The sequence below is a fragment of the Psychroserpens sp. genome, assembly GCF_034670085.1.
In the GTDB taxonomy this organism is placed as follows: Bacteria; Bacteroidota; Bacteroidia; order Flavobacteriales; family Flavobacteriaceae; genus Psychroserpens.
This window is the reverse complement of record NZ_JAXMOD010000004.1, coordinates 284,641-306,768: the sequence shown is the minus strand read 5'-3', so window position 1 is coordinate 306,768 and position 22,128 is coordinate 284,641. Positions and strand designations below refer to the sequence as shown.

General features: G+C 31.7%; 13 protein-coding genes. 10 read left to right on the top strand and 3 right to left on the bottom strand.

Annotated features, from left to right (window positions below; translation table 11 throughout):
- Positions 1–23 precede the first annotated feature (23 nt).
- Positions 24–5,693 carry a T9SS type A sorting domain-containing protein gene (locus tag VOI25_RS09195; protein ID WP_323788768.1) on the top strand — a complete coding sequence of 1,890 codons (5,670 nt, stop codon included), beginning with the start codon at positions 24–26 and terminating at the stop codon, positions 5,691–5,693.
- Positions 5,690–6,400 (top strand): hypothetical protein, encoded by a 711-nt coding sequence (locus VOI25_RS09190; RefSeq protein WP_323788767.1) that lies wholly within the window; start codon positions 5,690–5,692, stop codon positions 6,398–6,400. The genes VOI25_RS09195 and VOI25_RS09190 overlap by 4 nt, the downstream gene beginning before the upstream one ends.
- A 192-nt stretch (positions 6,401–6,592) precedes the next feature.
- Here the strand turns inward: VOI25_RS09190 and VOI25_RS09185 are convergent, their stop codons facing one another.
- The gene (locus tag VOI25_RS09185; protein ID WP_323788766.1) at positions 6,593–8,455 is read right to left on the bottom strand and encodes a tetratricopeptide repeat protein; all 1,863 of its coding nucleotides are present in this window, start codon (positions 8,453–8,455) and stop codon (positions 6,593–6,595) included.
- Positions 8,456–8,650: 195 nt separating this feature from the next.
- Between VOI25_RS09185 and guaA the strand changes: the two genes are divergently transcribed.
- The 4 genes from guaA (at position 8,651) to VOI25_RS09165 (ending at position 13,103) form a co-directional block, all read left to right on the top strand.
- Positions 8,651–10,186 carry a glutamine-hydrolyzing GMP synthase gene (gene guaA / locus VOI25_RS09180; protein WP_323788765.1) on the top strand — a complete coding sequence of 512 codons (1,536 nt, stop codon included), beginning with the start codon at positions 8,651–8,653 and terminating at the stop codon, positions 10,184–10,186.
- Between the two features lie 69 nt (positions 10,187–10,255).
- Positions 10,256–12,163: a LysM peptidoglycan-binding domain-containing protein gene (locus tag VOI25_RS09175; protein WP_323788764.1), complete on the top strand. Its 1,908-nt coding sequence runs from the start codon at positions 10,256–10,258 to the stop codon at positions 12,161–12,163.
- Entirely contained in the window at positions 12,160–12,564 is a 405-nt protein-coding gene (locus VOI25_RS09170) for an OsmC family protein (RefSeq protein ID WP_323788763.1), read from the top strand. Before VOI25_RS09175 ends, VOI25_RS09170 begins: the two co-directional genes overlap by 4 nt.
- The gene (locus tag VOI25_RS09165) at positions 12,561–13,103 is read left to right on the top strand and encodes a DUF922 domain-containing protein (protein WP_323788762.1); all 543 of its coding nucleotides are present in this window, start codon (positions 12,561–12,563) and stop codon (positions 13,101–13,103) included. The genes VOI25_RS09170 and VOI25_RS09165 overlap by 4 nt, the downstream gene beginning before the upstream one ends.
- 174 nt (positions 13,104–13,277) lie before the next feature.
- On the opposite strand, the gene VOI25_RS09160 is transcribed toward VOI25_RS09165, so the two are convergent.
- On the bottom strand, positions 13,278–13,529 hold the full coding sequence (locus VOI25_RS09160; RefSeq protein WP_323788761.1) for a GIY-YIG nuclease family protein: 252 nt from the start codon (positions 13,527–13,529) through the stop codon (positions 13,278–13,280).
- A gap of 149 nt (positions 13,530–13,678) precedes the next feature.
- Between VOI25_RS09160 and VOI25_RS09155 the strand changes: the two genes are divergently transcribed.
- Positions 13,679–13,909: a DUF3820 family protein gene (locus VOI25_RS09155; RefSeq protein ID WP_323788760.1), complete on the top strand. Its 231-nt coding sequence runs from the start codon at positions 13,679–13,681 to the stop codon at positions 13,907–13,909.
- A gap of 151 nt (positions 13,910–14,060) precedes the next feature.
- On the opposite strand, the gene VOI25_RS09150 is transcribed toward VOI25_RS09155, so the two are convergent.
- Positions 14,061–17,714 (bottom strand): RNA-binding domain-containing protein, encoded by a 3,654-nt coding sequence (locus VOI25_RS09150; protein WP_323788759.1) that lies wholly within the window; start codon positions 17,712–17,714, stop codon positions 14,061–14,063.
- 249 nt (positions 17,715–17,963) lie between these two features.
- Between VOI25_RS09150 and VOI25_RS09145 the strand changes: the two genes are divergently transcribed.
- The 3 genes from VOI25_RS09145 (at position 17,964) to yidC (ending at position 22,120) form a co-directional block, all read left to right on the top strand.
- Entirely contained in the window at positions 17,964–19,601 is a 1,638-nt protein-coding gene (locus VOI25_RS09145) for a CTP synthase (protein ID WP_323788758.1), read from the top strand.
- A 185-nt stretch (positions 19,602–19,786) separates the two neighbouring features.
- The gene (locus VOI25_RS09140) at positions 19,787–20,149 is read left to right on the top strand and encodes an endonuclease domain-containing protein (RefSeq protein WP_323788757.1); all 363 of its coding nucleotides are present in this window, start codon (positions 19,787–19,789) and stop codon (positions 20,147–20,149) included.
- 51 nt (positions 20,150–20,200) lie between these two features.
- Entirely contained in the window at positions 20,201–22,120 is a 1,920-nt protein-coding gene (gene yidC, locus VOI25_RS09135) for a membrane protein insertase YidC (RefSeq protein ID WP_323788756.1), read from the top strand.
- Positions 22,121–22,128 lie beyond the last annotated feature (8 nt).

Here is a 22,128-nt window from a genome sequence, read left to right as displayed (position 1 = left end):
TTAGTTTAAAACCGAAACATAAAATGAATAATAACGTTCTGTTATCAGCTTTATTTTTACTGTTTGCATTGTGTTTAAAAGCGCAAACTACAGCAATTCCAGATGCTAATTTTGAAATTTACCTAGAAACACACACAGCAGATGGTACAGCAGTTTCTGTAGGAGATGCCAACAGTATGGGAGATGGTATTGCTAATAATAATCTAGTATTAACAAACAGAATTAATGACGTATTGCTTTTAGATGTAAGTGGTTCAAATATTTCAAGTCTAACTGGAATTCAAGATTTTACAGCACTTGAAAATCTGTTTTGTAATGATAATAATCTTAATGACCTCAATGTTAATCCTAACACAAACTTGGTGTCTTTACTCTGTGGTTCTAATAATTTAATAGATTTAGATGTTAGTAATCTTCTAAACTTAGAAGCATTAAATTGTGCAGACAACCAAATACAAAACTTAGATATATCAAACAATATCGCATTAACAAGTTTGACAGCTTCTGGAAATCAAATTTCTATTGTCGATGTTTCAAATAATATGGATTTAACCTCTCTAAATGTTTCAAACAATAGAATTGTTGGAGAGTTAGTTGTATTTAATAATTCTAATTTAGAAAACCTGTTCTGTGCATCAAATCAAATTTCAACGTTAGACGTTTCAGCACTCAGTTTTTTAAGAAACCTAGACGCTTCAGATAATGTTTTGTCTCAACTAGATTTAAGTAATATGAATTCGGTAGTTTGTCCAGATCCACAAACTGATCCGGTTACTATTTGTCAAGATTCAGGTTCAGTAAATGTTTCTAGAAATCAATTGACCTCCTTGATTGTTGCCAATGGTTATAACGATTTGTTTGCTTCTTTAAATGCTACCCAAAACCCAGACTTGTTTTGTATTCAAATCGATAATAATTTTACGGTTCCAACGGGTTGGTTAAAAGATGATTGGACCTATTACAGTGAAGCTACTTGCGCAGATATTTACACCTATGTTCCAGATGATAATTTTGAACAGACTTTAATTGATTTAGGACATGATGACGTTCTCGATAATTTGGTGTTAACTACAAATATTGATGCGCTAACAAATTTAGACGTTTCTAATGTATTCATATCCAGTTTGATAGGAATTGAAGATTTTATTGCTCTAGAAAATTTAGATTGTAGTGCAAATGCTATTGAAAATATAGATGTATCAGCCAACCTTGCAATCCAGCAATTAAATGTTGCCAACAATAATTTATCTGCTTTAGATCTCAATGAAAATTTGAATATTACTGCTTTAGATTGTAGCAACAATACCATCCAAAATTTAGACATCGCCAATAATAGTGCAATAACAGATGTAAACTGCTCCAATAATTCACTTACGCAGTTAGACTTAAATGCCAACGTTTTGTTAAGCAATTTAGATTGCTCGTTCAATCAAATAGAAACGTTGAGCATCACTGCAAATACTTCATTGGCTAATGTCTTGTGTAATGATAATAATTTGTTTTCGCTTCAAATCAATAATGGAAATAATGCAACAATCACATCTTTTAATGCAACAAACAATACCAATCTGTTTTGCATTGAGGTTGATGATGTTGCTTTTGCAAATGCAGCTGCAAATTGGCAAAAAGATGCAGCTGCGACTTATAATTTGAGTTGTGGTACTTACGTTCCAGACGATAATTTTGAGCAAGCTTTAATTAATCAAGGTATAGATTCTGACAATACACTTAACAATTTTGTGCCGACAGCAGACATCAACACGTTGACGATTTTGGATGTCTCTAATCTTAATATAGCAGATTTAACAGGAATTCAGGATTTTGTAGCCTTGCAAAATTTGAATTGTAATGCTAATGTCTTATCAAGTATAGATCTAAGTAATAATATAGCTTTGGTAAGTTTAAACTGTTCGCAAAATAATATTGAAAACTTAGATGTAACAACAAACGTTGCACTTTCAACTTTACGTTGTAACGACAATGCATTATTGACTCTAAATATTAAAAATGGAGCAAATGCTACATTGACTAATTTTAATGCGACAAACAATCCAAATTTATACTGTATTAATGTTGACGATGCTATTGTTGGAAACATTCCTGCTGCTTGGCAAAAAGATGCGTTTGCAACTTACAATAGCAATTGTGAAACGAATCGATTTACACTAATACCAGATGTGTTTTTCGAGCAAAAACTAATAGATTTAGGTCTTGACGATACTATAGATGCTCAAGTCTTAACCTCTAATATTGAGCATGTTTCAGCATTAGATGTCAGTAATGCAAGTATCACAGACTTAACAGGAATTCAGGATTTTAAGTCTTTGGTTGAACTTAATTGTAGTGGAAATTACCTCAATACTCTTGATGTAAGCAACATGTTATTCTTAGAACGTTTAGATTGTAGTTCAAACTATTTAGTAACGAATGATATTAACGATACCATTGGTTTGTTCAACACTACTGGAACTCCAAACTTAAAAGAGCTTTATTGTACAGGAAATAACTTAAACAACCTTAATACGTCACAAAATACGAATCTCGAAATTTTAGATTGTGCAGATAACAATCTAAATGTTCTAAATGTCGATAACAATACCAATTTAAGGGTTTTAAACTGCTCTAATAATAATCTAGAAAATTTAGACATTAGTACAAATCTTGTTTTAGAAGACCTCAACTGCAATAGTAATCAAATCGATAATTTAACTACTGTTGGAGCAAACAATACAAGCTTAACAAATTTGAGTTGTATTAACAATGATCTTTCAGATTTGTTGATTGCAAATTACCAAGGCTTGCTAACACTAAATTGTAATTCGAACCAACTCACACAACTCAATATTGCTTCAAATACAGATTTAGAATTTTTATCGGCTAGTAATAATCAAATAGAAACCTTAAACCTTTCTAATAATAATAATTTAATTGAAGTTTTACTATCTCAAAACAGTTTAACAGATCTAAATCTAACATCTAATCTGATATTAGAAAATCTAAATTGTGATTTCAATGCGTTAACTCAGCTTGACTTAAATACAAACACAGTATTGAAATATGTGTCATCTTCAAATAATGAATTAAGTACATTAGACCTGAGTGCAAATAGCAATTTAATTGTAGTGGATATGAGTTCAAACCTGCTAACAGGTTTAATCTTGCCTAACGATTTAGGAACATTAAAAACGCTCAATGCAAGCAATAATCAACTAGAAGGTGAATTAAACTTAGCTACAATGGCATTAAATGCTTGTGTATTTCAAGTTAATCAAACAGAATATTGTCCAGAAACAATCTCAATAAATGTATCAAACAATCTGTTTAGCTTTATAAATCTTCAAAACGGAATCAATACTGATATTGCTAATTTTAATGCCGTTGGAAATCCAAATCTGGATTGTATTCAAGTCGATGATGCCAATACAATTGGTCCTAATTGGGTTAAAGATGAGGCGACAACCTACAATGAAAATTGCAATTTTGGTGAAACTTTTGTGCCTGATGATAATTTTGAACAAGCCTTAATCGATTTGGGTTACGACACTGCACCTTTAAATGACTATGTGCTAACTGCAACTATTGAGACCGTAACTAATCTTAATGTCATTGGATATGGTATTGAAGACCTAACAGGAATCGAAGATTTTTCAGCTTTAGAGACTTTAGATTGCTCTAATAATGCGTTAAGCGAAATTGATATTAATGCCAATAGCAATTTGATGGTTCTAGATTGTTCAAACAATATGCTAACTAATGTTGAGGTTTCAAATAATCTGGCTTTAACAACACTGAACTGTGCTAATAATACAATTAGCGATTTAGAGTTAAGTACCAATGTCAATCTTGAAGTTTTAGATATTTCAAATAATGCGTTTGTGGCTTTTTCTCCAAATGATGTGCTGTCTCTTCAAGATTTTAATTGTGATGCGAATCAAATTTCAGAACTGGATTTTCAACAAAATCAAATGCTAACTAGTATCAGTTGTGAGTCAAACGCCTTACAAATTCTCAATATCAAGAATGGACAAAATTCAATATTGGCAAATTTCAATGCTTCCAATAATCCAGATTTGTTATGCATAGAAACAGATACTGGAAGTATTCCATCTGGTGCATCTTGGACATTTGATGGACCAACACAACTTTCGGTGAATTGCTTTTTTGGTCAAACCTTTGTTCCAGATGATAATTTTGAACAGGTTTTAATCGATTTAGGATACGATTCTGGAGCATTAGACGATTATGTTGTAACAACATCTATTGAAAATGTTGCTTTTTTAAACCTCAACGCGCTTAATATTGCTGATTTGACAGGTATTGAGGATTTTGTAAGTTTAACCAATTTGAATGTTGCCAATAACGCAATGTCTACCGTAGATTTGAGTAATAATTTATTACTCGTTAACCTTAATCTTTCAAACAATGAATTAACAACAGTAGATGTGTCATTGTTGACTAATTTAATAAATTTAAACCTTTCTAATAATCAATTAACACAAATCAATTTAGAGGTTAACACTAATCTTGAAGATGTTGATGTGTCGAGTAACAACATCGTAAATTTTAATGTTGATACACTACAATACTTGGAAGATTTGAATTGTGCTTCAAACCAAATCGCTAATCTAAACCTAACACAAAACACGAGTTTAAAAACACTCTTCTGTCAAGCCAATGCCTTAATTTTAGACCAATTAAACATTCAAAATGGCAATAACGAAAACTTGCTTATTTTTAATGCAACAGAGAATCCAAGTCTAGGCTGTATTTTGGTAGATGATCCAGTTGCAGTTATCGAAAACAATGATGGTAATTACGATAGTTGGTTTAAAGATGATTCGGCAAGCTATCAAACCATTTGTGAAGATGCTGATAATGACGGCGTTCCAAACGAAGACGATTTGTGTCCAAACACACCATTTGGCTCTGTCGTAGATTTATCAGGCTGTGCTTTTCCAAATTTACCAAACGATAATTTTACAGTTAGTATTACTGGAGAAACCTGTTTAAACAGCAATAACGGAAAAATAACCATAGTAGCACAGGACCTTTATAATTATACTGTCAATCTAACTGGAACTATCATTTTTGATGGTACAGGAGAAGTCTTTAATCAAGCCTATAATTTTACAAACGATGTAGATATATTTAACTTGTTGGCAGATACCTACCAAATGTGTATCACTATAGAAGAATGGCCAGATTATGAGAGCTGTTACACAGTAGTTATTACAGAACCAAATCCTCTTAGTGTATTTGCAAGCAGAATGGCATCTAGCAATCAATTGGCTTTAGAACTATCTGGTGGTAATATCTATTATATTGAGCTTAATGGCGACATATTTACAACTCACAACACATCATTTACACTTAATTTACAACAAGGTGTTAACCAATTAAAAGTAAGTACAGACCAAGAGTGTCAAGGAGTTTATGAAGAGCAAATAGTTTTAAACGAAGCATTTGTGGTATTTCCAAACCCTTTTAATAATAAGATTAATATTAGCAGCACAGCCAACCAAGACCATCTGACAATACGTATGTATTCGGTTTTTGGACAACTCATGTTTCAGAAAAAAATAACCAACTCCAATCATACAAATCAAATAGATACAAGTCATTTAGCTAATGGCATGTATATTTTGAAAATAGAAGCTGAAACGATATCAACCTATAAAATTATTAAAGAATGAACCCTTTAAAAAAAATCATAAACTTTGTTGTTATAGTGTTAATTTGCCAGGCGTGTAACAACGCTTCAGATGGTGATCCCGAAAATGGAAGCGGCATAGGAAACCAAGATGAACCCAATGGTGTGGGCTTGGTTTTTCCGGCTCAAGATGCGTTGTGTAATGAAGGTACAGACTTAACGCCAACCGAAAGTACGGTATATTTTGAATGGGAATCTAATACCAATGCTCAAATTTATACACTTACACTAGAACATTTAGAGACTAATACTATTACTCAATACACAACAGAAGATTATGTAATTCCAGTTACGATACAACGTGCTGCTGCTTTTAGATGGTTTGTTGAATACGTACACGATAACGACATTAAAAAGAGTGCCATTTGGAATTTTTATAATGCAGGACCAGGTGTACAAAATTACGCACCTTTTCCAGCAGAAATTGTATCGCCAGCTATGGCACAAAGTGTACCAGCAACAAATTCGGTGACCTTGGAGTGGAGTGGAAGCGACGTAGATAATGATATTATAGCTTACGATGTATATTTTGGTACAGACAGTTCTCCAGATGTACTTGAAAGTGGGCTGATATCAAATCAAACCACTGTTCCAGTACTTTCTGGTACGATTTATTATTGGAACGTGATAACAATAGATTCAGCAGGTAATTCTTCGGAGTCTGGTGTTCATCAATTTATTGTGTTATAAATCTTTTATATCAAATCACTTGATGTATACTTTAAAGTTAAATGTCAAACCCTTTTTAAGTTTTACGAGTAATAAAACGAAGTGTCTTTAATTCTTTTGAAAAGCTTACATAAATATTAGGCTTGTAGAGCCTATTTATTTTGAAGTCAAAGCATTATTTAATTGCACGTTTTAGATGTAATAGAGCTTTAATTAAAGCGCTAATATAAATTCTTGTAAAGAGTCTTTAGTAGATAGGCTTAGTTTTTTACGAAGTCTATAACGAGCTTTTTTTATGCCATCATTAGAAATATTTAGGATATTGGCAATTTCTTTGGAAGTTAAATTCATTTTCATCAATGCCATTAAGCGTAAATCGTTAGAGGTAATTTGAGGGAATTGTTCTTGAGCTTTTGTGTTAAAACCTCTATGGACTTGTTCAAAGTACTTGCTGAAATTTTCCCAATTGTTATCATCTTGCAAATCAAAATTAATGGTTTGTATCAACATTTGATATCCAGGATCTGCATTGGCATCTGCTCTTAAAACCTTGGCTTTTTGTTTCAAATCATTTAAAACCTCATTCTTTTTTGCCAAATGAAGTGCATGTGTTGTGAGTTCTTTGGTTTTGTATTCAGCTTCAGCTTCAGCTTTTTCTTTGCCTAGTTTGTTGCGCTTATTTCTTTGATAAAAGGCATATACTGCAATTAAGGCAATAAATAATCCTAGTGCTAAAAGTAAACGTTGTAACCTATTTACTTTGCTTGTAATCGTTAGGAGTTCAATTTCATTTTTCTGATTTTTTATTTCTTGCTCTTTTTTCTCAATTTCATAAATTGTTTTCAGCTCTTCTATTTGTTCGATTTTTTTGCTTGACAATAAACTGTCATTGATTTTTTGTGATGCTTTTAGATAAAAAATAGCGTCTTTGTTTTGATTTAACTTTTGTAATATTTCAGATCGAAAATTGTAAAGAATTTGTAAATGTGGTAATACGCCATTTTTCTTTGAAAGTTCAATAGCTTTACTATTTTGATTTAAAGCTTCCGTGAAATTATTTGAATGATAATCAATTTGTGATAATCCATCATAGGCATTGGCTAAACTTAGTTGTAGATCTTCTTCTTCGGCTATGTTTTTTGCCTCATTTAATAACTGGGTTGCGTTAGGGTAATTTTTATCTATTATGTCTAATTCAGCCAAATTATGTAAGACATTGGATAAAGACATTTTATCTTCAACTTCTGTTGCGTAATCTTTAGCTAATTTGTAAGAAATTTTAGCGTTTTTGTAATCTTCTAAATCTTGATAACTAATACCTAGTGAATTATATGCATACGCTAAATACATTTGTTCTCCTAGTTGTTTATAAACTTCAATGGCTTGCTTAAAGTACCTAATTGCGTCCTTGTGATTTTCTAAACCAGATTCAATATCTCCAATTTGTTTTAAAACATCTGCTTTTCTAGATTGATGGTTGATGTCATTAAAACATTTTAAAGCTTTAAATGCTTCTGTTAATGCTCTTTTATAACTCCCTTTTTCTATATAAATATTTGCAAGACTGTTATGTTGGGCACCAATAAATTTGGTTTTCAAATCTCCTTCTGGTTCATGTTTTCTAATTATATTTAATGTTTCTTCTGTTACTGCTATCGCATCGTCTAAATCACCTTTAGATGACATAATTGTTGACAATGAATGATTTGTAAAAATAAGACCTCTAGTGCTTTTTAAGTCTTTAAATTGGTTTTTTGCTAAGGTGTAATAATGTAATGCAGAATCATTTTCATTTCTATTGCCATAATAGTCGCCAATATGCATATATCCTGTTGCAATGCCTTTTTTGTAACCTGTATGTTTTGAAATCTCCAATTCTTCCAAGGCGTAAGCTTTAGCTTCTTCTGGTTTTGAAAACATTAATTTTTCATGAAGTTGAGCTAAAATTTTAACTCTAACCGAATCATTAGTTCTACTGTTTTTAAGCTCTAATTTTAAACTATCTATAAGTTTGGTTTGCTGTGCCGTAAGGCAAGTTGAAATAATTAAAAACAGTAAAACAGTAACGTATTTCATAATTTGTTGTATATCACTTTCGTTAAGATTATAAATATAGTACTAAAACGTATAAATTTTAAAGTTTTGGGGTAGGACAAAAAGGGGACATTGGCTAAGATGATGGAATTTACTAATGTTTAACATTGTTAAAAAAATATTTAAAAAATCACAAACTCTAAATCGTCAATCTAAAATCAATTATTACTTTTGCACATGCAACACAACAAAGTCCTTATTTTAGATTTCGGATCTCAATACACACAGCTTATAGCACGTCGTGTAAGAGAGTTAAACATCTACTGCGAAATTCATCCGTATAACAAAATTCCAAACGATTCTGACAGTTTTAAAGCTGTGATTTTATCTGGTAGCCCAAACTCTGTTAGAGGAGAAGATGTGCTGCATCCAGATTTATCTGGTATTCGTGGAAAAAAACCAATGTTAGCCGTTTGTTATGGTGCGCAATATTTAGCTCATTTTTCAGGCGGAAAAGTTGCCGAATCGAACACAAGAGAATATGGACGAGCCAATTTAGGCTTTATAAAAGCTGATGAAGACTTCTTTGAGAACATTCACGAAGGAAGCCAAGTGTGGATGAGTCATAGCGATACCATAAAAGAACTGCCAACAGGAGGTGTTTTATTAGCAAGTACAAGTGATGTCGAAAATACCGCTTATAAAATTGAAGGTGAAGACACCTATGCCATCCAGTTTCATCCTGAGGTTTATCACACGACCGATGGTCACCAATTATTACATAATTTCTTAATCAAAATTGCTAAAGTTGAACAAGATTGGACACCACAATCCTTTGTTGAAGAAACTGTTGATAGCCTTAAAGCTCAAATAGGAAATGATAAAGTCGTTTTAGGCTTGTCTGGAGGTGTAGACTCGTCGGTAGCTGCTATGTTATTGCATAAAGCGATTGGTAAAAATTTGTATTGCATATTTGTAAACAACGGATTACTGCGTAAAAATGAATTTGAAGATGTATTACATCAATATGAAGGCATGGGATTCAATGTTAAAGGTGTAGATGCTTCGGCACGCTTTTTGGATGCTTTGGCTGGAAAGAGCGATCCTGAAGAAAAACGAAAAACGATAGGTCGCGTGTTCATTGAGGTTTTTGATGATGAAGCTCATCGAATTCAAGATGTAAAATGGTTGGCACAAGGCACAATTTATCCAGATGTTATCGAAAGTGTTTCAGCAACTGGAGGTCCAAGTGCAACGATTAAAAGTCATCATAATGTTGGAGGATTACCAGACTTTATGAAACTTAAAATTGTTGAACCACTAAAAACTTTATTTAAAGATGAGGTAAGACGTGTTGGTGCTTCTATGAATATGGATTCACAGTTATTGGGTCGACATCCATTTCCAGGTCCTGGATTAGCAATTCGTATTCTTGGTGATCTAACTCGTGAGAAAGTACGTATATTACAAGAGGTAGATGCTGTTTTTATAAATAACTTGAAATCTTGGAATTTATACGATAAAGTATGGCAAGCAGGAGCAATTTTATTGCCTGTAAATAGTGTAGGTGTAATGGGAGATGAACGAACCTACGAAAAATGTGTCGCTTTAAGAGCTGTTGAAAGTACAGATGGAATGACGGCAGATTGGGTAAATCTTCCGTATGAATTTTTACAGAAAACCTCTAACGAGATAATAAATAAGGTGAAAGGCGTTAATAGAGTAGTGTACGATATTAGTTCAAAACCACCAGCAACCATTGAATGGGAATAAAATTTTGTGACTTATGCACTGAATTTGTTTCAAAATAAAAAACATGCAGTACATAAAATATTTTTTTGAATGAAAAAACTCTTAATCATCCTTGTTATTTTGCTTTGCAGTTTTTCTGCAACAGCTCAAGATTACAAAACACACAAAGTCAAAGCAGGCGAAACTATTGAGCAAATTGCCAAGCAATATTTAGTGACACCTTTTGATATATTTGCACTTAATCCTGATGCGAAAAAAGATTTAAAACCAGATACGGTTTTGATTATTCCAACCTCTCGTGTTAAAAACGAAACCATTCCTGACGATACTGTTGAACTTATTGGTTATAAAAGCCATAAAGTGAGACGTAAAGAAACACTTTTTAGTATTTCTCAAAAGTATGGGATTACCGTAGAAGACATTAAAAAAGCAAATACCTCTTTGTATTCAGAGAATTTAAGAAAAGGTGATAAGATTAGAATTCCAAGGTTTAAGACTATTGTTAGTAATAAAACATATAGCAATACCATTAAAAAATATGTAGTTGCGCCTAAAGAAGGTAAATGGCGAGTGGCTTATAAATTCGGTATTACAGTACCAGAATTAGTGGCTTTAAACCCAAATATGAATGACGTTTTGCAACCTGGTGACGAACTCAACGTGCCAAATATTAGCAATAACGAAGAGAAAGCAGTAGAGGAAGACTTCAACTATTACACCGTTTTAAAGAGTGAAGGTTACATGGCTTTGAATAGGAAGTTAGGTGTAACTCAAGACGAATTAGAAGCCTTAAATCCTGAACTAAAAGAAGGTGGATTAAAATTAGGAATGGTTTTAAAAGTACCTGGAAATATTAAAACTACAAACATTATTAAGGATGTTGCAAATACTAACTTATCGGATAACCTTAAAAATTTAAGCACCAAACGAATTGCGTTAATGTTGCCGTTCAGCTTAAATAAGGTGGATGTCGATTCTGTGCAAGAGGCTAAAAAGATGATTCGAACTAATGGCTTGTTATCTGTATCCTTAGATTTTCACTCTGGTGTATTGATGGCCCTAGATTCAGCTAAACAATTAGGAATTTCTACCAACTTGAAAGTTATTGATACTAGAAACCAAATAGCTGAGATTTCAAAAATATTAGAAGCCAACGATTTTTCAGATTACAATGCTGTTATTGGTCCGTTAATGCCAACAAATCTAGATCGCGTTGCTGCACAATTAAAGTCTGATAATGTTCCTGTGCTATCACCTTTAACAATGCCTAAAAATTTGCATTCTAATGTGTTTCAAACCATTCCGACAGATGACTTGTTAGAGCAATCGATTATCAATTTTGTGAAGAAAGATTCCTTTCCGAGACATATGGTGATCATTTCAGATTCAAAGCATAAAAGGATTAGTGATAAGTTGAAAACGGAATTTCCTTCAGCGAAACAAATCTATTCAAGAAAAAATAAGAAAAAACAAGAAGCCTATTTTATATACCAACAAGATTTAGAAAATGTATTTAAAACCGGAACTAATATTGTGTTTTTAGAAACTGATAATGAAGGTTTCGCATCTAATGTGATTAGTATGATTAATGGTTTAAATATGGACGACCAAGAAATTATTCTAATGACAACCAATATGAATAAAGCTTTTGAAGGTAAAGAAATTTCTAACTACCATTTGTCTAATTTGAAGTTTCATTATCCTTCAGTAAATATGACGATTGCTGTAGAATCTAGAAATAGCTTCGTGAAGAAATACATGAATACCTATAATGTAAGTCCGAACAAGTATGCCGTTCGTGGTTTCGATTTAACCTTAGATTTATTATTGCGTTTGGCTTCTGAAGATGATTTGTACACAGCGTCTTCTAGCGAAATTGAAACCGAATACGTCGAAAATAAATTCAGATACTCAAAGAAGTTATTTGGTGGTTATTACAATGAAGCGGTTTACATTGTGAAGTATGATGATTTAACGATTGTAGAAGCAAAAGAATGACTTCAAAAGTAACCTATTTAGGTGATTTAAGAACCGAAAGCACACATCTCAAATCTGATAATTCGTTCTATACAGATGCACCAACAGACAATAATGGTAAAGGAGAAGCGTTCTCACCTACAGATACTGTTGCTACAGGATTAGCGAGTTGTATGATCACCGTTATGGGAATTAAAGCACGCGATATGGGAGTTGACATGACTGGCACAACAGCACATGTTACCAAAACGATGGCGAGCGATCCAAGACGGATTTCGAAGATTGAAGTGGTTTTAGAGTTGCCGTTTGAAGCAAATACTAAAACTCGTAAAATTTTAGAACGCACTGGAAATACTTGTCCTGTACATTACAGTTTACATCCAGATATCAAAAAGGATATCACGTTTAACTGGACCAAATGATAATTAGATTTTTATTACTTGTCGCTTTAAGTGTTTTCATCTCAGGAACTGATGGTGAAACCATTGCATGGACGGAAGCCAATAAATTAACATGGTCAGATTTTAAAGGTCCAAAACACAACGAATCTGATGCAGCTGCTGTGACTGCTTCGGGAATTACATTTTCATATTCGGTAAGTAAAACAAATGATCGCATCACCGAATTTGATACTGAAGTTTATGCCCATTTTTACCCTGAAGATTCTTGGTTTATTGCCGACCGTTGTAATGATCATATTTTAGCGCACGAGCAATTGCATTTTGATATTACCGAATTATACGTGCGCATTTTTCGTTATAGAATAGCACAATTAAACGTCTCACAAAGCATCAAATCACAATTACAAGCACTTCATAAAACAGTGAATCAAGAATTGGCTGAGATGCAACATCAATACGATACTCAAAGCCAGAATTCTATTAATAAAGAAGAGCAAGCCAAATGGGCTGCTTATGTGACTGAAAACTTAAAGAAGTTTGAGGCGTACAAATCTGAATAAGGACTTCAAAAAATCACATTTGTCATTCAGAAGGAGCAAAGCGAATGAAGAATCTGCTAGTTTTGAGATTCGTCACTACATTGTACGGTCATTCAGAAGGAGTCTAGCGATTGAAGAATCTCAAGAATTAGATAGTATCATTTAAAAAACGCCATTCGGGATTAAATTTCGATATTATTTGTTTTTTTTCAATCGACTAAACCCTTTAATTTGTTTCTCTCTTCTGATTGCACTTTTAATTTCAAAAAAATGTTCGTGGTAAACTAGATAAAAGCACTTGTATTTTGTGCTAAAAGCTTTTGAAAATGGAAGCGGATTATTATGAAAATATAATCGTTCTTTCAGGTTACTAGTAACGCCAGTATATAAAACGTTTTTATTTGTTAATATGTATACATAATAATTATGAGAACCTTTTGTCTTCATATCACAAATGTAGTAAATAATCTATGAGATTCTTCACTTCATTGCATTCGTTCTGAATGACAAACGGCATTGTCATTTCGACAGAGCGAAGTATGAGCAACGAGAAATCTCACTCAAAAAACTTATTTTAGTACCCTGTAATAAAAACCATGCTCCAACCCGATCCTCAATTTTTAATCAAACTCGCACATACCAAAATGCCATTTGGCAAATACGAAGGCAGATACCTCATTGACTTGCCAGAATATTACATCGTTTGGTATCACAACAAAGGCTTCCCAAAAGGGAAATTAGGTGATATGCTAACGCAAGTGTATGAACTTAAACTGAATGGTTTGGAGTATTTAATTCGTGATATTCAGAAGCGGTATCCTAGGTGAGGGTTTTTAGTTGCGCTTAACGTGTTCGTGGATGAGTAGTAGCGTTGGCTGGAACTAAGTTAGTAAATAGAAAAGGAACCAGAGGAAAATCCGTAGGATTTTCCGAGTACACACAGACCAAGCAATTGGTTATACACGTTGTTGTGCCTCGTTATTTTATTTCAGTATTATTCATTATTTGTTCCCTATATTTACTCTTAATAAATTTAGAAAGTTCCACACCTTTTAGCTTGTTTGAAGAACTTAAATTTCTAACATATATACTTTCTTCAGTTGTACCTTTTTCATTTTTTAATAAAAAGACCTCTTCAGTACTTTTTTTAACTTTCACAATAAGGATATCTCCTTTTGGAAATTTTAAAAATTCTTTTTCCAGCAAAGTTGAAGAGAAGCTATCTCCGAAATAATCTTTAATCATTGAATCGAAAAATTTACCAAAACCATCTCTATCTTTGTCTTTTTTAAATGAATTATAGTCTTGTTCGAGACCAAATATTTTTTTATCATCACTAACTCCTAATAATAAAACTCCTCCGTTTGTATTAGCAAAAGCACATATTGTTTTTAAAGCACTATGAATAATGATTTTGTCAATCCCTCTTACATTTTTACTTAAGTCTTTAACTTCTTCTATTTTGGACTTAATTTTATTAATATTTTCTTCTGATTGCTCTTTTTTCAATTGCTTTTCTAAACCTTCAATAATCCTATTTTGGTCATTTGTTGGTATAGGTGTAACAAAAGTTGCTTTGAATTCTAATTTCTCTCCTTCATCTTCATTGATTCTTTTTTGCCAGTAAACTTTCTTTTCTTTAAGTTCTTTCTCAAGTTTATCCTCAATCGATTCCTCAACCGACAATACACCTTGGTTAATATATTCTCGAATTCTTTTTAGGTTCTTGAAAGTATATTCATTTAAGCTATCGTCATTATCTTTATCAATTTCTGTTAAAATTAAATTATTAGATAGAACTGTTTTTGCAACCGCTTTTAACAAAATGTCATTCTCTTGAATTGATTTTTGAACTAAATTAAAAACTATTTCAAGGTCATTTTCATCTTTACTATTAAAAATATGTAGTATGTCAATAAAAAATAAGAGGTTTTTTGATTCAGGAAAGTTTTCTAAAGTTTTAGTCTGAACCTTGTCTTTTATTTTAATTATAAAATTTCTAAAATCGTTATATTTTTCAATTGTATAATCTTGAGTTAAACTATCTAATTTTTTAATACTATTAAAATATTCTATGTAAATATTTAGAAGATATGACCTAGCATTTTTTGTGTTTGAAAAAAATGCCTTTGCAAATTTTATATATTTTATTTTTTCATCAATTGAATCTTTAAAGAAAGCAAACTGTTCGAATATAAAGCCTTTTTCAAGTTCAATTCTAAAGTCAGAATTAATTTCTTCATCTGTTAAGTTTTCAGTAATATCGATATCGTAATTATTTAGGATATCATAATATTCATTTTCAAATCGAGTGCCTATTAATTGTTTAAATCCTAAAACTAGATTTTCATTATTATATCCTAATACATATAGTGGTATTTTATCTCCTTTCGTGAAAATATTATTTAAATCATAATAATCATATTTGTTGTAAGTTATTTCATTTTGATGAATTAAACCATCTCCAAATTCGGTAGAGATGAAAACACCAGTATTATCTGAATCAAATGTTGTAACATTTTTTACTATACCATAGATTATTTTACCTCTATTTAACTTTTTATCCCTTTTAAGGTTTTTTGAATAATAGTTTTTAGATTCTTTATCTAATTGCTTGCAAATAAAATATTGAAATTTTGAACAATATAACGTTATATCAATGTTGGTTTCCCATTCTAAACTTTCTTGTTTATTTTGTTTTAAGTTAATATCGGTTATGTTCTGAAAAGGTAAAAAACCTTCTGTTTCTCCAATCGTAGCTTTGAAGCCATTGTAGTGTTTTTGAACTATTTTGGTTTTAAAATATTCTTCATCTAAATTTAGAGCAATAAATTTATTGGGATTGTCTTCTAATTGAGAAAGTGTTATTTCAATATTGTTATTTTTTAAAACTACAGGTATGCTATGTTTTTTAGTTGAATTAGAAATTATATAAAAAGCATTTAGCAGTAATTTTTCGCTATCAGCTTTATTATTTAGTAATAAGGTATTAAATCGATAAAATTTTGATATTAGAATATTGGATTCTACAACTAAATCGGTAAGACCAGAAAGATAGATTTGAATGTAAATCCAATTTACATATTTAATTATCTCCTCTTTTTGTTCAGATTTCAGATTTTGAGATAAAATAAAATATTCTTGTTTTAAAGAGTTCTTATATATTTCTAAAGACCTATTTATGTAATTTATAAGTCTTTTTATTATATATCTATTCTCGTTTTTAGTTGATTTTATAGAAGATAAAAACTTTAAAAGTTCTATTTCATTTATGTTTTCAAAATCTGAATATTTAATTAAATAATATATTTCTTTGAAATTTGTATCATTTACTTGTCTTTCATATAATTCTGGAATTTTGAAGTCAAGAATTGCTTTTATAGCTTTTTTTTCTAAACTGTTATTTTCTATTATTTGTAGAATTTTTAATTTTGTTAATTTTCTTTCATCATCATCTTGTATAGCTCTTAAAATACCACTTGTAAGTATCCAATTTTCGAAAAACGTATGTAAGTCTATAATTTTTAAAACCTCAGATAAGTTTCTTCTTATAGATTCTTCATATTTTATCTTTGTTAAAATATAATTACAATATGTGAAAACCCAAAAGCCACTTTCTTGCTCATATTGTGATTTTAATTTTAAATTATATTCATCATCTTTTTCGAGGTGTTTTAAGAAATATTTTTTCTTCAGAGAATCGTCTTCTACTATTTCATCAAATTCATAAAAAAATGGGTCTTTACTATTTACTTGTTTTAGTTGAATTCTAGTATTTATATTATCAATTTTGCATTCAATTGTTTCGCCTATTTTGATTTTGTTTTCTTGATTAGGAATTGCTAAAACATCGAACGAATTATTTAACTTATCAATTAGGTTAATCACTTTATAATTAAATCCTTTATAAGATGTTTTGTCTGTGAAACCAGTTACGATAAATTCATAAGTTTTTCCAACAACAAAATGAGGATGCCTAGTATCATAAGTAATTAATTTAGGCAACCCATTACCCAAAATACCTATAACTTTACAGTTAATATTTTTAAAGGACCAATCTTTTTGATTTTGCCAATTTTGTGTTCTTATATCAATTGTTTCAGTTGAATTAGGTATTTCTAAAACAACACAATCAATAATATCATCACTTTTGTCTGTAAATTGGCTAAATTCTTTAATTGTAAAAGGAATTATGTCTCCAATGTTCCATTCGCTATTACCAGTTTCTATATTTTTTAATCTAGGTCTGCCTCTTTTGTATCCAACCACTTTACATTTAACCTTTTGAAGATTATTCTGCCAATTTAATGCTCTAACTGTAAGTGGTTTTTCGTAGTCGCTTTCTAACTCAAAATATGTTTTCTCATCAATTTCAAATGAGCCAATTATTTTTAAATCTCTTTCTTGTCCGATTTTAAAATCGGGATGGATAATTGAAAGATAAGTTTTATTATGAGTTGTATTATATTCTTTTAAAAAATTGTACTTTTTAAATGGTTTTATATTTTTGAAAGTATGTATTTGATTTATAGGAATTAAATGTTCTTTTTTAGACTCACTTTCCTGAATGATGTAAAAATTCTTATCATCTACGGTTGTTTCATTTTTTATTAAACAACATATTTCATTCATAAATTATTCGTTTTTTTAATGAGGCACAACTAATAGGATATAATATCGTTTTAATATTGTATATCCAAAGTAAAGCGAAGGTCGATATAATTTATAATAATGTCAATACGTAGAACTACGTACTTAGTCCAAAATTCTCAAGTTTTTCAGATTCAAAAAACCATCACCTACATTTTAACGATTAAACCTAAAAACAATGCTTAGATAACTATTTAAATTTTGTAATTTTGCCTGCGTTAACAACGCAACATGACAACTACTAAATACATCTTTGTAACTGGAGGAGTTACTTCCTCACTTGGAAAAGGCATTATTGCTGCTTCTCTTGCAAAACTGCTCCAAGCACAAGGTTACAGGACGACCATTCAAAAATTAGACCCTTACATTAATGTAGATCCAGGAACCTTAAATCCGTACGAACATGGCGAGTGCTATGTCACAGATGATGGCGCAGAAACCGATTTAGACCTTGGTCACTACGAGCGTTTTTTAAACGTACCTACAAGTCAGTCTAATAATGTTACCACTGGTCGTATCTACCAAAGTGTGATTGAGAAAGAACGTCGTGGTGAGTTTTTAGGGAAAACCGTTCAGGTGATTCCTCATATTACAGACGAGATTAAACATCGTGTGCAAATTTTAGGACAAACAGGCGATTACGATATCGTCATTACCGAAATTGGCGGAACGGTTGGTGATATTGAATCATTGCCATACATAGAAGCGGTTCGTCAATTAAAATGGGATTTAGGTGAACATAACGCGATTGTGATTCATTTAACTTTAGTGCCTTATTTATCGGCTGCTGGAGAATTAAAAACGAAACCAACGCAACACTCTGTTAAAACCTTAATGGAAAGTGGAGTCATGGCAGATATTTTGGTCTGTCGTACAGAACACGAATTACCAGAAGAATTACGCGTAAAATTGGCTAAGTTTTGTAACGTACGTGAGGAAGCAGTGATTCAATCTATTGATGCTTCAACCATTTACGATGTGCCAAATTTAATGCTAGAGCAAGGTTTAGATCAAGTGGTCTTAAAGAAATTAGCTTTAAAAAGTGCAGCACCAGATTTAACCCAATGGAACCAGTTTTTATCACGTCATAAAAACCCGAAAGGTGAAGTGACGATTGGATTAATTGGAAAGTATGTAGAACTTCAAGATTCATATAAATCTATTTTGGAAGCCTTTATTCATGCAGGAGCAGAAAATGAAGTGAAAGTAAAGATTGAGTCCATACATTCGGAGTCGCTTTCAGAAAAAACGGTTGCTAAGAAATTAAAACATTTAGATGGTGTTTTAGTAGCTCCAGGTTTTGGAGAACGTGGTATTGAAGGTAAAATTGAAGCGGTTCGATTTGTACGTGAAAACAATATTCCATTTTTAGGAATTTGCTTAGGCATGCAAATGGCAGTCATTGAATATGCTAGAAATGTCTTGAAATTGGCAGATGCTAATTCAACAGAAATGGATGAGAATACTCCAAATCCTGTAATCGATTTAATGGAATCTCAAAAAGCAATTACAGACAAAGGAGGAACGATGCGACTTGGTGCTTGGGATTGTCATTTGTTAGAAGATAGCATTGCAAAAGACGTCTATCAATCTGAAAACATTGAAGAGCGTCACAGACATCGTTACGAATTTAATAATGATTACAAGCAACAAATTGAAGATGCTGGCATGAAAGCTACAGGCCTAAATCAAGAAACAGGATTGGTAGAAATTGTAGAAATTCCTAGCCATAATTGGTTTGTTGGTGTGCAATATCATCCAGAATATAAGAGTACAGTTGCGAATCCACATCCTTTGTTTGTGGCCTTTGTAAAAGCAGCTCTAAATTTCAAAACAGATAAAAATAGTGTCAGTATGGCACAAAACTAATAGTGGACAGCTTTTTGTTAAATAAAAACTTGTCTGAAGGACGGAGTGGTTAAAAAATGCCACACTCATAATTATGATTAATTAATAGAATTATGAATATAACGTTCTCTCCTTTTAAAGGAGAGATGTCCGAAAGGACAGAGTGGTTATAAATAGAATTGAAGTAAAGTTGAAAGTATATTATTTTGAATAATGAATTACATAATAGGAAATACCTAAAGGAATTCAGAAAAGAATTAAGAAATAATCCAACCAAAGCTGAAATTAAATTATGGCAATCGTTACGAAAGAGCCAACTGGAAGCAAGGAAATTTAGAAGGCAACACAGTATCGATAACTATATTGTGGACTTTTATTGTCCGACAGAAAAATTAATAATTGAAGTTGATGGAGTAATTCACAATAATTTTATTAATAATGAATATGATTTTAAAAGAACTGAAGTATTACAAAATCTAGGCTACAAGGTCATTAGGTTTAGTAATGATGAAGTTTTTAAGAAGATTGATTTAGTATTAGAAGCGATTAAACAAGAATTTAAAAGGTAATTAACCACCTCTTAATCTCCTCCTTTAAAAGGAGGAGAAATTAAATGACATATGGAAGAAAAAAAATTTGACTTAAACTCCATCATAGGATTCGTTCTTATATTCGGAATCTTATTATACATGATGTGGCAAAATCAGCCAACACCAGAAGAATTAGCTGAAGAAGAAAAAGCAAAGCAAGAACAAGTAGAGGCAGAGAAAAAAGCGGCAGTTACAACAACTACTGAAGATACTGTTGTCACTACAGCCCAAGATTATTCAAACAATTCTGCAAACGATTCCCTTCAGTTAGTAGATTTAAAAAATAAATTAGGAGCTTTTGCATATTCTTCAACATTGTCTTCGGCAACAGATTCACATACAACGGTTCAGACTGATGTTTTAGATTTAAAATTCAGTAATAAAGGTGGTTTTCTTTCAGAAGTAAGATTGAGCAGCTTTGTCGATTACGATTCTGTGCCAATTCATTTAATTAAGAATGGCAATCAAGATTTCAATATTACATTTCCAACAGCAGACAACAGAATATTGAATACCAAAGATCTGTATTTTCAGCCTTCGGTAACGAAAAACGGAGAGAATACGGTTGTGACGATGAGGTTAAAAGCTTCAGAAAGCAAATTTTTAGAATACCGTTATGAGTTGAAACCTGGCGAGTATATGGTTGATTTTTCAATTGTATCTAAAGGATTAAATAATGTGATTAATAGTTCTCAAGAAATCAATTTAGATTGGAGATTGAAAACCTATCGTCATGATGAAAGTATTGCTTACGAAAATCGTTACACACGTTTAACCTACATGCATGAAGGTGATAAAATTAGTAAACTTGCCCAAAATGGTGATGATGAAGAACTTATTGAAGAGGCTAGATGGTTATCGTACAGACAACACTTTTTTAGCTCAATTTTAGTAGCAGACCAACCGTTTAAAAAAGCGACTATTTCATCTGTCGATTTAGTTGCAGATGAGGATATCGATACTGTATTTACAAAACAGTTTGCTTCAAAATTACCATTAGCATTTAATGGAGGAGAGGCAAACAATAATTTTCAATTGTATTTTGGACCAACAGATAGTAAAATTCTTAAGCAATATGATTACGATTTAGAAGAAAGTATTCCATTTGGTTGGGGAATTTTCGGATGGATTAATAAGCAGTTGTTTATTCCACTTTTCGGATTTCTAAGTTCGTTCTTGCCTTACGGAATTGCTATTATTGTCATGACCGTTTTAATCAAATTGATGATGTCATTTGTACAGTACAAGCAGTTCTTATCACAAGCTAAGATGCGTGTTTTAAAACCAGAATTAGACGCGATTAAGGAAAAGTACAAGGACAATAAAATGAAGGCGCAACAGGAAACAATGGCACTTCAGAACAAAGCAGGCGCAAGTCCGTTAGCTGGATGTTTGCCTGGTTTAATTCAACTGCCAGTATTCTATGCCTTATTTATGTTTTTTCCAACTGCATTCGATTTAAGACAAAAGAGTTTCCTTTGGGCAGACGATTTATCATCTTTTGACTCGATTTATGATTTCCCTAACGGATTCAGTATTCCAATGTATGGTGATCACGTGAGCTTATTTCCAATATTAGCAGCTATCGCTATTTTCTTTTATATGAAAATGACTACTGGTCAGCAAATGGCATCACAACCTACGCAAGAAGGTATGCCAGATATGGCGAAAATGATGAAGTATATGATTTATTTCTCACCAATATTAATGTTAGTATTCTTTAATCAATATGCGTCTGGATTGAGTTTGTATTATTTCATTTCAAACTTAATTAGTATAGGAATTATGTTAGTTATTAAAAACTACATTTTGGATGAAGATAAGATTCACGCGCAAATTCAGGTGAATAAGAAAAAGCCTAAAAAACAGAACAAGTTTCAGAAGAAAATGGCTGATATGATGGCACAAGCTGAAGAACAAAAACAAGCACAACAAAAACGTAAAAAGTAAGTGTTGTT